Here is a 12,701-nt window from a genome sequence, read left to right as displayed (position 1 = left end):
TCATAAAAAGTGAGGTGTTTTATATGAAAGAAAAACAATATGAGCGAATCCTTCAGCAGCTATGTGCAGTCCTGGAGGGAGAGCATGATATGATTGCCAATATGGCAAATATGTCTGCCCTGTTATTCGCAGAGCTTCCTGAGCTGAATTGGGCAGGCTTTTATTTATTTAAAAATAAGGAATTGATCCTTGGACCGTTTCAAGGCATGGTTGCCTGCATGCATATCCCGTTGGGCAAAGGTGTTTGTGGTGTTTGTGCAGAAAGCAGGTGTACACAGCGGGTAGATAATGTACATGAGTTTGTGAATCATATTGCCTGTGACAGTGCCAGTAATTCAGAAATCGTTATACCGCTTATAAAAGAAGACACCCTGCTGGGTGTCCTGGATATTGATTCTCCGATATTTTCAAGATTTGATGCAGTCGATCAGCATTATCTCGAAAAGGCAGCCGCCATCCTGCTTCAATCCTTATGAATGTGGAAATAGGCTGTTGCCAGTGTAATCGCTTCTCTGGCAGAAAACATACGGCAGCGTCCGTTCCCGATATAAGAGGTTTTTACAACACTGCGTTCCTCCATCACTTCTCCTATTTCGGAGAAGTTTTTTGTCTGATAATCCAAATCCAGCATATCCTTCCACATTGTCTGCTTGTTATTTTCAATCGGTGCACTGACCAGGCGAATCGGTAATTGATCTCCGGAATAGCGAGCTAAATGAAACATGCAGCAGTTCTCGTACTCACATCCAAGCAGGACAGTATAGCCATTGAATTCCACAATTTTCCCGAGAGGAGAATCCTTGCTTAGCCCGAAATGCAGAGGATGACGATCACAAATCAGTTTGGCGTATTTCCCCCAGGCGGCAAAGCTGTATAATGGGTGGTAGGAGCGCACGATTCCTTCATTACGCAAAAACTGCAAAGCAAATGCATCGCGGGGCGGCGTCAGTTTTCTGTCAAATGGAAAAGCAGAGCCACGTACATCATCCCAATATATACGCTCGACACTCTCCTTTTGACAGGAGGGATCCAATAGCTGCGGAGTAAAGGTTGCGACAACGAGTGTACCCTCATAGCCTACTGTTTCCATGAGTGCTTCAATCAGCGCCTGTTCTCCGCCAATCAGATAGCCAAGTCTTTTTGGGTCTGCCTGCACCAGAAGTACCATGCCCTTCTGGATTCCTAATGATGTCAGCTGCTGTACGATTTCTTCCTTTGAAGATACCGTGGCAGGTTCTTGATTTAATGTAGTAAATGCAGATCGTTCAACCATTTTAACAAGTCCTTCTTTTCCAGATACCCTTCTTTTTTATTTTCAGGCAACAGACTTCCCTGATAAAAATAAAAGGTAGACGGCAGGCTCTGTATATTTCCTGTCGTAATTTGCAGTTCTTCAAGTGAGCGTTTGACATCCGTATCCTCTTCATTTGTATCCATTTTCAGATAGTAGATTTCAAACGGTGTTTCCTCTTCTATTTCCTGTATTATTTTTTCATATTCATCACAGGAATAGCAATTTTCCGAGGTGATGTACAGCATGAAGGAATTTTTTTTCGGATCCTGGAGTCTGACCAGCACTTCCTGCGCTGTTAGTTCAATCGGTTCTCCCTCATTTTGTTTACTACATCCCTGCAGCAGGAATATGGCGCATAACAGACTGAGCAGCACTTTCTTCATGAATTGCAACACCTCGCTTTCTGGTATTATTTTACCACAGAATAATCATTCTCTGCTATCTTTTTCAATTTTCCATAGAAAAAGTCATTCCACGTTCGTTTTCGGTGAGGAAATGAATTCGTGAAATGACTGTATTCAGTATAGCAAAAAACAAGTATGAAATACATTGATATGCTTTAATCATTTACTCAGCTTTCGTTTAGAACCAGGTATATACTGATTAACTAGTATGGTATACTACATATGTTAAACATATTGGAGGTTATTATGAAAACTAAAAATAGTAAATTCTATAGAAAAGTGAAGCAAAGAACCTTTCAAATAATCACGGTTGATGATGGTTCCTATATGCCCAGCAAAATATTTGATTTATTTATGATGGCTCTTATCATTATCAGCATTATCAGCGTCATTATTTCAACCTTTGACAATGTACCTAGCACTGTCTCATGGTGGCTTACGAGGTTAGAATATGTTTCCATCACAGCATTTACTTTTGAATATATCGCCAGAGTATGGACAGCCGATATAGTATTTCCTGATAAAGGTATCATTATGTCTAGAGTTAAATATATTTTTTCATTTCTGGCACTAATAGATTTTATATCCATACTGCCATTTTATTTACCGTTTATCACAAATGTAGACCTTCGTTCCCTTAGAGCATTGCGGCTATTTCGTATGTTTCGTATTTTTAAATCAGGCAGATATTTTACTGCATTAACAATTATAGTAAATGTATTAAAGAGAAAGAAAGAGCAGCTGGTATCATCCATAACGGTTGTTGCAGTACTAATGCTGATTTCTTCTATCATTATATATTTCTTCGAACATGATGCACAGCCGACTGTTTTTTCTAATGCATTCTCTGGCTTATGGTGGTCAATCGCCACCTTGACTACCGTCGGATATGGCGATATATATCCCATTACAATTATGGGAAAGATATTAAGCGCATTTATAGCAATTTTGGGTATCGGCATTGTTGCTGTACCCACAGGAATTATAAGTGCAGGGTTTAATGAAGATCTGGATGAAGAAAAGCAAAGCGATGCAGACGATCTGCAGTATTGTCCATATTGTGGAAAAAAGCTAAAAAAGTAAAACCATTCAGTATCCCTTCCTAAGTAATATTCAATCAGCTTACAAGCAGTCTGTGTTTGTCTTATTTAATATGCTTCCGATGAGATACTACGCATATACAGGTATTTCAGAGTGTAAATAAAAGCATTAAAAAAAGGCTTCATCGTTTTACTAATACTGGTATCCAGAAAACTATCTACATATATACAGCGATAATTGCTTTAGCTATCATATATATAAGGTTTTATCCATAACTGTTTTAGCAAGCATTACAGGCCCTTTTGTTTTAATAATGTTAAAATTTCCGTTATTTTATCGTCATGAAAAACTCCCACCGAAATGAAAGCTGGCAGCAAAACGTAAAGAAAAAAGAGGCATAAATTATATAGCTGCCATGAATAGTATCTCATGCAATCATATTGTTAGGATAAAAAATCATCAAATAAGAGATATTCATGCCATAAAACAATCAAATCACCTCTGCAACCATAGGGTAGACCATATACGCTCATAAGTAAAGCACCTTTTTCGTCTTATCTTACGTCACTTTTATTTCATGGTATAAAAAACCTTAAAGAAAGGCTTAAATATCAAATCAACCGCAAAAAAGAGGTATATGAGGGGGTACGGAAATTACTGGGTATTAAAAAAAGCCTTTAAACAAGGCTTAAATAACTTTATGGTGCCGGTACCCAGAATTGAACTGAGCGCTGAGCATTACCATTGCTCTGTATTACCACTATACTATACCGGCATATGCTTTATGATTGGAAAGCTATTATATTATAATAGGCATTACAAAATTTTTCAACCATAAAACAGATTTTTTTAATTTTTTTCCAGATATGGTTTTATGCGCCGGTATACAGCCGCAACAGGCAGTCCCATAACATTGAAATAATCACCGTGAATTTCTCTGACAAACAATTTCCCCATCCCCTGAATGCCATAAGCTCCTGCTTTGTCATACGGTTCACTGCTGTCGAGATATTTCATAAGCAAATCCTCATCGAGGTCATAAAAGGTAACGCTTGTTTCTTCGTGAAACAATTCCGCCTTTCCTTTCCATACGATGGCAACACCACTGATTACGGTATGCGTCCTGCCACTAAGCTGCTTCAGCATATGGTATGCATCTTCACGGCTTCGCGGCTTCCCCATCATCTGATTTTCATAACAGACCATTGTATCCGCTCCAAGAACCACCGCTTCAGGATGATGCTCCCAAACAGTGCGTGCCTTAACCAGCGCAATCTGTTCAATAGCAGAAAAAACTGAGGCAGTATGATCAAACGTTTCCTCGCAATCTGCCGTTACAATATCAAAAGGATAGCCGATATCCTGTAACAGCTCCTGCCGCCTTGGAGAAGCACTGGCTAAAATGAGCCGCCGCTTACTCATGATGAAGCTCACCATGCAGCTTATGCAGCTGATGTCTCAGGAACAGATAACAGAGAACGAATAATCCAATAAATCCGGTCGCAAACATACCTACAATACGAAAGACCATGGTGGAAAAGAATTCTGCAGGAAAAAGGTTGATCATTAAATCCGTATCCGGATTCAGCAGCCACAGATCATTGCGGAAAGCAAGCTTATGGAAGGTCGTCCAAAAGGCATCAAAATCAACATAAGCCCAGCCTGCCAGCATCGCAAAGAATACGGCTGCCAGGATTGCGGTTTTCATGTAATTGATACTGAAAATCGTCAGCATGCCGCCCTTTAAACGCACCGCCATATAGACCAGAGAAGCCACCAGCAGGATTATAGCTACATTTCTTAATACCATAGCAAAATGATACAATGTACGCACGTCCACCATATGAGAAGATTCTCTTGCGTTAAATGCCTTGGTTTCCGTTCCCTTAACAGCTACGGTAACATTGATATTATCTCGTCGATCCTGCAGATAATCCAGCAATGCATCCGTCGCCTTATTGAGGTCTTTCTCTGTCATGCCAAGAGATTGTGCAGTTTCCAGTGAAGCATATTCCGTTTTATAAAAATCCTTATCAAAGCAGTTTATATTTATGCTCGTAACCAGCAAAATTACGATTGTGCAGACAGCGGCAGTGTATGCCGCCAATGTCGTTAGTTTTTCTAACAGCTGTTTCATAGGATACTCCTTATATATTTAAATGACTTTTTATATCGTACCATATTTCAGAAAAAAAGAAAATCACCTTTTTTTATAATATTGCAAATTATCAGAAAGAAAGCTGCGCATAAACGGCTGCTTGAACATGAAACACACACATATAAGGTGAAGCGCCCATAAAAAATGAGAGGAATATCATCAGTAAAAATTTACACAGACTAAAGAAAAAGCGGGTTTCCCCGCCTCATGATTCCTCACATAAGCAATCAGCTCAGCTTTTACACTCCTTATTCAACGGCAATCAGACGCAAATTACTGACACCGCGGCAGGTGCGCAGACGTTCCATCAATTCATCAATGGATACCGCCATCTCACACAAATCGAAGGATAATACAACAGATGCCCATTCATGGATCGGTATATTCTGATTGATCGTTAATATATTTGCATTTACGCTGGACATGGTATTCAGTACCTCAGAAAGGATTCCTTTGTCATGATGCAGCATCAAGGAAATAACAGCCTTTCGCTCACTCATCCCCTGCGCAGGCAGAAAGACATAATCTTTATATTTATAATAGGTTCCCCGACTGATTCCAACCCGTTTAACGGCTTCACTCACCTGCTTCACTTCCCCGTTTTGCAGCAGTGTCCGTGCTTCGATCACCTTATCGAGTACATCCGGCAGAATCGTACTGTCTACAATATAATATTTTTCCATCAGCACACCTCGCTTTGAACACCATCATAGGTTGCCTTCAGAATTCGTACATCCCAGGTCGGATATCGTTTTTTTATGGTTTCCGCTAACACGCCTGCATCAGTCTCCTCCTGGGTCAGGGCGATCATGGTTGAACCGCTCCCGGATATATACATGGTAATCATGCCGGCATCCTCACACAGCTTATTTACATCGGCATATTCCGGAATCAGTTCCTTACGGTAAGGCTCCTGCATTTGATCTGTACAGGCCCTTTTCATAATCATCGCATTTCCGATTTCTATCGCCTTTGCTAAAGCAGCACAGCGTCCCATCTGGTAAACCGCCTGTGCATAGCTCATATTGTTTGGAAGCACTTCCCGCGCAGACTTAGTGCTGACCTCATAATCCGGAATCATCGTCACAAACTGCAGGTCACGCTTCACGCCGTAACGGATCATATTCGGTTTTCCTTCCTCCATGAAGGAAACACACAGTCCCCCGAAAATTGCCGGTGCTATATTATCCGGATGTCCCTCCATACGGGTTGCCAGGTCAAACAGCTCATAACGGTTCATGCGATTTTGAAAGAGCGCATTAGCACCTGCCAGTCCTGCAACAATGCAGGTGGCGCTGCTGCCTAGCCCCCTAGCATAGGGAATATCGGTATCCACCGTGATCCGAATACCGGGAACTGTTTCATTCATATATTTCAAGCCTTCCAGAAACGCCTGATAAAACAGGTTATCCTCATTGCAATAGGCCTCCTCACAGCCAAGAATTTCCAGACCATGTGCAATTACCTCAAAGGTCACTGTTGCGTAATCGTCTAATGCAAGTCCCATACAGTCATAGCCGACACCCAGATTGGCACTTGTTGCCGGTACACGTACCTTAATCATGGAACATCTCCTTCCCGATCCTTTCCACAAAGGATGTCATTTCATCCTTATCAATTAGATGCTTGTGACGGACTTCCAGCTTTGCCAGCTCAGCCAGCGGACGTGGCATTTCTACACCGCTTTTTTGCTGAAGCTTCTCCATACAGGTAAATTCATCCAGCTCCTCTTTTCCGAAAATCGCCTCATAAACAGCAGGTGCAAATTTATACGGGCTTGCCGTAGATAACAGGACACATTTATGCTCCCCGTCCTCCTGCGCATATTCCTTCATCACCTTATATGCGATTGCCGTATGCGGATCCATGACATAGCCGCTTTCCTCATAAACTTCACGTATGGCAGCAGCACAGGCTTCATCATCACAATAGCCGCCCGCAAAATCAGCACGGACAGAATCGAAAATATCCTCCCGTACCTGATACCGGCCGGTTTCCTCTAATTCCTTCATAAGGGCTGCGATATAATCTGCATCCTTGCCGCTCTTATAATACAGCAGACGTTCCAGATTACTGGAAATCAGAATATCCATACTCGGAGATATCGTTTTATAGAACGGGCGGTTTCGATCATAAACACCATCCTTTAAAAAGTCATATAATACATTATTGGAATTGGATGCGACAATAAACCGGTTCACAGGCAGTCCCATCAGCTTGGCATAATAGCCGGCCAGCACATTTCCATAATTTCCGGTAGGCACACAGAAATTCACTGCCTCACCAAATGCAATTTCCTTCGTGCGCACCATTTCCTTATATGCGTATACATAATAAACAACCTGTGGAATCAACCGTCCGATATTGATGGAGTTTGCACTGGATAAGGTGATTCCCTTCTCCTTCAGGCGCTTTGACAGATCTGTATCCTGAAAGATTTTTTTCACATTGGATTGTGCATCATCAAAATTCCCCTGAATAGCACAGACACAGGTGTTGTTTCCTTTGGTCGTCACCATCTGCAGCCGCTGAATATTGGATACTCCGTTATCCGGATAAAATACCGTAATTCCGGTGCGTTCCACATCCAGAAAGCCTTCCAGTGCTGCTTTTCCGGTATCTCCGCTTGTCGCCGTGAGAATCATAACCTTTTCATCGGGATGCTGCTTCAGCGATTTGCTCATCAGCTGCGGAAGCATACGCAGTCCGACATCCTTGAACGCACAGGTAGGCCCGTGAAACAGCTCCAGTATATTGGTATCTTTAGCCTTATGAAGCGGTGTGATCTGCGAATCTGTGAATTTTCCCTGATAGGCGTTTTTGACACATTCCTGTACCTCTTCTCTGCTGAAGTCCGGTAGCAGCAGCTGCAATATAGTTTCTGCCATTTCTTCATAGGTCATCTGCATCATATCCTGCAAGGGCAGTGATAAGGTATCCAGTCCGTCATAGACAAACAGACCGCCATCCTCGGCAATTCCCTTTAAGACCGCTTCCTTCGGTGTGCGCGCCAGCGCTTTGTTTCTCGTACTTGTATATATTTTCTCCATGTTCAAATCTCCTTCTTTTTTCGTCTTGCAATTCTTTTTTTACTATGATACAATGTTCGCAATAAAAAAACAAGTGTTTTTGAAACAAAGACACAAAAATTTAAAGAGGAGGATTCACATGAATATAGCAATACTCGGTTATGGAACCGTCGGCTCTGGGGTAAAAGAAATTATCGATCACGCGGTAACAAATAGCACAAAACAGTTACACGTATCCTATATACTGATCCGCAAGGGGAAAGAGAAAACTCTTCCTTATATGTGTGATGATATACAGACCATTCTGGATGATGCAGATGTGGATGTTGTTGTAGAAACTATGGGAGGTCTTGAGCCTGCGCATACGTATATTCTGCAGGCCCTGAAAAGCGGTAAGCATGTCGTTACTGCCAACAAAGCGGTAATTGCCGCTTATCTGAAGGAGTTTACGGATACCGCAAGAGAACACAATGTCCGAATTTACTATGAGGCAAGCACCGGCGGCGGTATTCCATGGATCGAAGGTCTGGCAAAGGCGATGCGTATTGATGAGGTTGACCGCATACACGGGATTTTCAATGGGACAAGCAATTATATTCTGGATCACATGCAGCGCTATCACGCATCCTTTGAAGATATTTTGAAGGAGGCACAGGAGCTGGGCTATGCAGAGGCTGATCCTAGTGCAGATATCGACGGTTATGATATTTGTAATAAGCTGCGTATCTCTGCCAGCCTTGCATATGATTTCCACGTGCCGGATACCTTCCCGGTATTTGGTATCCGCAATATTACCAAGGAGGATGTATCCTATTTCTCATCCCTTGGCTATGCTGTCCGGCTGATTGCCAAAACCCGCCGCAATCAGAATCGTTACGGCTGTGTGGTGGAGCCGGTGCTGTTTGAAGCAGGCTCACTGGAAAGCAATACACAGGATAACTACAATCTGATAACTCTGCATGGTAAAACGATTGGAGATTTAAAATTTTTCGGACAGGGAGCCGGAAAGCTGCCCACTGCCAATGCCATCGTCCAGGATCTGATTGACCTTAACGAAGGTGTTACGCACATGGATCCTGCCTTTACCCATACGATGGTTTATGATGAAACGCTTTGTCTGCGGGATTATATCCTGCGTGTTGACGAAGCGGCGCGCAATGAGCTGCAGGATTTCAGCTATGAAGTAAAAGTCTTTGAGGGGCAGGAGTATCTGCATATACAGAAGGCGGAGGTATATGAGATGCATCAGGTGATGGAACGGATGCTGAAGCTGGACAATCATGCATTTATGGCAAGCATCTATGAAAGGGAGGATGACTAGCACTATGATCAAAATAACAAAATTCGGCGGTTCCTCGGTTGCAAATGCACAGCAGTTCCGCAAGGTGAGAAATATTATAGAAAGTGATCCTGCCCGGCGCTTTGTTGTCGTCAGCGCCTCCGGACGTGAGCACAAAAAGGACAACAAGGTAACTGACCTGCTGTATCTGATAGAAGCACATTTAAAATACAGTGTTGACCATCTTTCCCTGTTTCATTTGATTGAGGAGCGCTTTCTCTCAATCAAAAATGATCTGGGTCTGAGCTATCCGATCGAGGAGGATCTCAATGAGCTGAAAGGAAAGCTGAATAAGACCATGTCCACGGATTATCTGGTTTCCCGCGGGGAATATCTGACCGCAAAGCTGATGGCAGAATACCTCAGCTTCCCGTTTGTGGACGCAAAGGATATTATCACGTTTCGCTACGATGGCAAAATTGATTTCGATGCAACCAAATACCGCATGGACAATTATATGAAAAAGCATGACCGCTTTGTTATTCCAGGCTTCTATGGGGCATTGCCGGATGGAACAGTGCGTACAATGTCCCGTGGGGGAAGTGATATTACCGGCTCGATACTGGCAGATATCCTGAATGCGGATATGTATGAAAACTGGACAGATGTTTCCGGTATTCTGATGGCAGACCCAAGAATCGTACATCACCCGAAGCGGATCAACACCATCACCTACAGTGAGCTGCGTGAGCTGTCTTATATGGGCGCAAGTGTTTTGCATGAGGAAGCGATCTTCCCGGTTAAGGAAAAAAACATTCCGATCAATATCCTGAATACCAATCATCCGGAGGAGGGTGGAACTATTATCGTGGAAAAGGATGACCATCCAAGTGAACAGATGATTACTGGTATTGCAGGGAAGAAAAATTTTACTGTAATCGCTATTTATAAGAACCATATGTCGGATGAAGTCGGTATCATCCGCCGTGCATTGGAGGTATGCGAAAATTACCGGATCAGCATTGAGCATATACCGAGTGGAATTGATTCCTTTAGTATCGTGGTTAATTCCGAGGATGTGAAGGATGTCATATATGATATGGTAGGCGATATGAAAAAGGCCTGCAATGCGGATGAAATAAAAATTATTGATAACATTTCCCTGATTGCAACAGTAGGCCGTCAGATGATGTATCGTCCAGGTATCAGCGGTAAGCTGTTTGCAGTGCTTGGAAAAAACAATATCAATATCCGAATGATTGCGCAGGGTACAGATGAAATGAATATCATCGTCGGTGTGGAGAATAAGGATTATGAGAAAACGGTGGAAACCATCTACAATAATTTTGTGGTGTAACGCTTACAGATGAACAAAACAGGTATACAGACATATAGATAGAATATGAGGAGAGAGTGAAATGAAAACATACAAGGTCGCAATACTCGGTGCCACAGGCGCTGTCGGGCAGGAAATGCTTAAAATTCTGATGGAGCGTGACTTCCCTGTCAGTGAACTGCATCTTTTGGCAAGTGCCAGAAGTGCCGGAAAGAAAATCACCGTTGCAGGAAAGGAGTATACCGTTGAGGAAACGACAGAGAACAGCTTTGACGGTATGGATATCGTATTGGGAGCCGCAGAAAATGATATTGCGGAGAAGTATCTTCCCATCGCTGCCGCAAAGGGTGCAATCGTTGTGGATAACAGCTCTGCGTTCCGTTTGCATGAGGATGTTCCTTTGATTGTACCGGAGGTGAATCCGCAGGCTGTACGGGAGCATCACGGCATTATCGCAAATCCGAATTGTGCAACAATTATCGCATTGGTTGCATTACAGCCGCTGCATGCATATGCAAATGCTAAGCGTATGGTCGTTTCCACCTATCAGGCTGTGAGTGGTGCCGGTGTCAATGGGATCCGCGAGCTGAACCAGCAGGTTGGAGCGCTGGCGCATGGAAAAGAGGTTGAAGTCAATACCTTCCAGTATCAGATTGCCTACAATCTGATTCCGCAGATTGGCGGATTCAATGAGGCCGGGTATTCCAGTGAGGAAATGAAGATGCAGAATGAGGGAAGAAAAATCATGGGCAATCCTGAGCTTTGTGTGAATTGCACCTGTATTCGGGTGCCGGTCATCCGCTCCCATTCCGAATCCATCATGGTGGAATTCGAGAAGGAAATCAGCGTAGAAAAAGCTAGGGAGCTGCTGCAGAATGCACCGGGTGTGAAGCTTGTGGATGATCCTCAAAATATGGTTTATCCGATGCCGCTGGATACGACAGATCAGGATTTGGTATTTGTAGGACGGATTCGCGAGGATATGAGCAATCATGCCAATGCACTGAGCTTCTGGTGCTGTGGAGATCAGGTACGAAAGGGTGCCGCTACGAATGCAGTTCAGATCGCCGAGCTGGTCATACAGGAAAAGGAAAGATAACAGAAGCCAAAAGCTGAGAAGACAAGGGATGTATGTATCCCGCCTTCTCAGTTTTTTATTTTGATTGGATAAACGCTATCCGTCTATCCGGCCTGATTTGTTTGTATAGCCTTTGTTTAACCTCTGCCCCTTACCATAACGGATATGTGCAGACAAACGGCATTGAACTAATTTTATCGGCCTACAGCCGGATGGAGAAATCCTCATAGGAAAATTGTCCGCTGCCATGGTGCGGCAGCCCCTTCTTTTGCAAGTCTTCCCATGCAGCTGTTACAGCTTGTATGCAGGTAACCGGGATATTTAGTGTATGATGAGCTGGAAGGATACGATCAATCGCAAGAGTACAAAGCCTTTGCAAGGAGTGTAAATAATCCAGCGGCTCTGTAGATGGATAATCGCAATAGAGCGTTCCCTTATACAGAAGATCGCCGCTGTACAGCCAGCTTCTCTCCATGTCTACGAAGCACATATGCCCAGGTGCATGTCCTGGTGTGTGTAAAATGCTGATACGGCGTTCGCCTAAATCAAGGATATCACCATCCTGTACAATACCGCTCACATGTCCCTGCCACACGGTATAGGCATCCGCGTTAAAAGCTTTCGGAAACTGATACGGTTCTTTCAACAACTGGCTGCGTACCACAGCAGGCGGCAGGGGAAAGTCTCCCTCCAGCCACCTTCGTTCAAGCTCATGAACCAGTACAGTGTCATAGCTGCCATGACTTCCTATATGATTCCAGTGTACATGTGTCGCAACCACGGTTACAGGAAGTGCTGTCAGCTGATTGGTTATGGTGCGCATATCAGCTACGCCAAGACCACTGTCAATCAGCAGTGCACGCTGTGTTCCAAGCAAAAGATAGCTGTTTGTTTCTTCATAGTGCTTCGGCTCTGAAATGACATAGGTGGCGTCATCCAGTTGCTGGATCTGAAACCAATCTTCCATAATATTTACCTCCGATTATTACAAATAGTATAGCACTCTATCTCTTTTATTAACAGTACTACTCATTACCATGCAGGAAAGCCGTACCCTGTTAAATCAACAAAAAGCTCATGCC

13 protein-coding genes and 1 tRNA gene are annotated in these 12,701 nt (G+C 43.3%); 5 read left to right on the top strand and 9 right to left on the bottom strand.

Translation table 11 applies throughout. The features are described 5' to 3' along the window. Nucleotides 1–23: 23 nt before the first annotated feature. Nucleotides 24–476 carry a histidine kinase gene (locus GKZ87_04565; GenBank protein ID QSI24829.1) on the top strand — a complete coding sequence of 151 codons (453 nt, stop codon included), beginning with the start codon at nt 24–26 and terminating at the stop codon, nt 474–476. On the opposite strand, the gene GKZ87_04560 is transcribed toward GKZ87_04565, so the two are convergent. Both GKZ87_04560 and GKZ87_04555 read right to left on the bottom strand, forming a co-directional pair. After that, complete coding sequence (locus GKZ87_04560) at nt 464–1,273, bottom strand: aminoglycoside N(3)-acetyltransferase (GenBank protein QSI24828.1); 810 nt, start codon at nt 1,271–1,273, stop codon at nt 464–466. The genes GKZ87_04565 and GKZ87_04560 overlap by 13 nt on opposite strands. Then, nucleotides 1,243–1,677: a thioredoxin family protein gene (locus tag GKZ87_04555; protein QSI24827.1), complete on the bottom strand. Its 435-nt coding sequence runs from the start codon at nt 1,675–1,677 to the stop codon at nt 1,243–1,245. The genes GKZ87_04560 and GKZ87_04555 overlap by 31 nt, the downstream gene beginning before the upstream one ends. A gap of 300 nt (nt 1,678–1,977) precedes the next feature. Here GKZ87_04555 and GKZ87_04550 point away from each other — a divergent pair, with 300 nt between their 5' ends. Then, nucleotides 1,978–2,781 (top strand): ion transporter, encoded by an 804-nt coding sequence (locus tag GKZ87_04550; GenBank protein ID QSI27881.1) that lies wholly within the window; start codon nt 1,978–1,980, stop codon nt 2,779–2,781. Nucleotides 2,782–3,440: 659 nt separating this feature from the next. Here the strand turns inward: GKZ87_04550 and GKZ87_04545 are convergent. From GKZ87_04545 to GKZ87_04520, 6 genes are all read right to left on the bottom strand, one after another. Then, nucleotides 3,441–3,514 (bottom strand) — tRNA-Thr (locus GKZ87_04545). Nucleotides 3,515–3,588: 74 nt separating this feature from the next. Then, nucleotides 3,589–4,161 carry a septum formation protein Maf gene (gene maf / locus GKZ87_04540; GenBank protein ID QSI24826.1) on the bottom strand — a complete coding sequence of 191 codons (573 nt, stop codon included), beginning with the start codon at nt 4,159–4,161 and terminating at the stop codon, nt 3,589–3,591. Further along, nucleotides 4,154–4,876 carry a TIGR01906 family membrane protein gene (locus GKZ87_04535; GenBank protein QSI24825.1) on the bottom strand — a complete coding sequence of 241 codons (723 nt, stop codon included), beginning with the start codon at nt 4,874–4,876 and terminating at the stop codon, nt 4,154–4,156. Before GKZ87_04535 ends, maf begins: the two co-directional genes overlap by 8 nt. Before the next feature lie 269 nt (nt 4,877–5,145). After that, nucleotides 5,146–5,580, bottom strand: coding sequence for an ACT domain-containing protein (locus GKZ87_04530; protein ID QSI24824.1), 435 nt, complete (start codon nt 5,578–5,580; stop codon nt 5,146–5,148). Then, nucleotides 5,580–6,461: a homoserine kinase gene (locus tag GKZ87_04525; protein ID QSI24823.1), complete on the bottom strand. Its 882-nt coding sequence runs from the start codon at nt 6,459–6,461 to the stop codon at nt 5,580–5,582. The genes GKZ87_04530 and GKZ87_04525 overlap by 1 nt, the downstream gene beginning before the upstream one ends. Beyond that, nucleotides 6,454–7,947 (bottom strand): threonine synthase, encoded by a 1,494-nt coding sequence (locus GKZ87_04520; GenBank protein ID QSI24822.1) that lies wholly within the window; start codon nt 7,945–7,947, stop codon nt 6,454–6,456. The genes GKZ87_04525 and GKZ87_04520 overlap by 8 nt, the downstream gene beginning before the upstream one ends. Before the next feature lie 118 nt (nt 7,948–8,065). Here GKZ87_04520 and GKZ87_04515 point away from each other — a divergent pair, with 118 nt between their 5' ends. The 3 genes from GKZ87_04515 to GKZ87_04505 all read left to right on the top strand — a co-directional run bounded on the left by GKZ87_04515 (nt 8,066) and on the right by GKZ87_04505 (nt 11,640). Continuing rightward, nucleotides 8,066–9,247 carry a homoserine dehydrogenase gene (locus GKZ87_04515; protein QSI24821.1) on the top strand — a complete coding sequence of 394 codons (1,182 nt, stop codon included), beginning with the start codon at nt 8,066–8,068 and terminating at the stop codon, nt 9,245–9,247. 4 nt (nt 9,248–9,251) lie between these two features. Then, on the top strand, nt 9,252–10,562 hold the full coding sequence (locus GKZ87_04510) for an aspartate kinase (GenBank protein QSI24820.1): 1,311 nt from the start codon (nt 9,252–9,254) through the stop codon (nt 10,560–10,562). A gap of 61 nt (nt 10,563–10,623) precedes the next feature. Beyond that, a complete protein-coding gene (locus GKZ87_04505; GenBank protein ID QSI24819.1) occupies nt 10,624–11,640 on the top strand; it encodes an aspartate-semialdehyde dehydrogenase in 1,017 nt (338 codons plus the stop codon). Between the two features lie 181 nt (nt 11,641–11,821). Here GKZ87_04505 and GKZ87_04500 read toward each other — a convergent pair whose 3' ends face one another. Further along, nucleotides 11,822–12,586, bottom strand: a complete 765-nt coding sequence (locus tag GKZ87_04500) for an MBL fold metallo-hydrolase (GenBank protein QSI24818.1) — start codon at nt 12,584–12,586, stop codon at nt 11,822–11,824. Nucleotides 12,587–12,701 lie beyond the last annotated feature (115 nt).

The organism is Erysipelotrichaceae bacterium 66202529, from assembly GCA_017161075.1.
GTDB lineage: Bacteria > Bacillota_I > Bacilli_A > Erysipelotrichales > Erysipelotrichaceae > Clostridium_AQ.
Note: the sequence above shows the minus strand (reverse complement) of the source record. Positions and strands in the feature narration are given on the sequence as shown.

What these genes read in the sequence shown, in the direction of transcription:
- GKZ87_04565 (QSI24829.1), top strand. Translation starts at nt 24, where the DNA reads ATGAAAGAAAAACAATATGAGCGAATCCTTCAGCAGCTATGTGCAGTC.
- GKZ87_04560 (QSI24828.1), bottom strand. Translation starts at nt 1,273, where the DNA reads ATGGTTGAACGATCTGCATTTACTACATTAAATCAAGAACCTGCCACG.
- GKZ87_04555 (QSI24827.1), bottom strand. Translation starts at nt 1,677, where the DNA reads ATGAAGAAAGTGCTGCTCAGTCTGTTATGCGCCATATTCCTGCTGCAG.
- maf (QSI24826.1), bottom strand. Translation starts at nt 4,161, where the DNA reads ATGAGTAAGCGGCGGCTCATTTTAGCCAGTGCTTCTCCAAGGCGGCAG.
- GKZ87_04535 (QSI24825.1), bottom strand. Translation starts at nt 4,876, where the DNA reads ATGAAACAGCTGTTAGAAAAACTAACGACATTGGCGGCATACACTGCC.
- GKZ87_04530 (QSI24824.1), bottom strand. Translation starts at nt 5,580, where the DNA reads ATGGAAAAATATTATATTGTAGACAGTACGATTCTGCCGGATGTACTC.
- GKZ87_04525 (QSI24823.1), bottom strand. Translation starts at nt 6,461, where the DNA reads ATGATTAAGGTACGTGTACCGGCAACAAGTGCCAATCTGGGTGTCGGC.
- GKZ87_04520 (QSI24822.1), bottom strand. Translation starts at nt 7,947, where the DNA reads ATGGAGAAAATATATACAAGTACGAGAAACAAAGCGCTGGCGCGCACA.
- GKZ87_04515 (QSI24821.1), top strand. Translation starts at nt 8,066, where the DNA reads ATGAATATAGCAATACTCGGTTATGGAACCGTCGGCTCTGGGGTAAAA.
- GKZ87_04510 (QSI24820.1), top strand. Translation starts at nt 9,252, where the DNA reads ATGATCAAAATAACAAAATTCGGCGGTTCCTCGGTTGCAAATGCACAG.
- GKZ87_04505 (QSI24819.1), top strand. Translation starts at nt 10,624, where the DNA reads ATGAAAACATACAAGGTCGCAATACTCGGTGCCACAGGCGCTGTCGGG.
- GKZ87_04500 (QSI24818.1), bottom strand. Translation starts at nt 12,586, where the DNA reads ATGGAAGATTGGTTTCAGATCCAGCAACTGGATGACGCCACCTATGTC.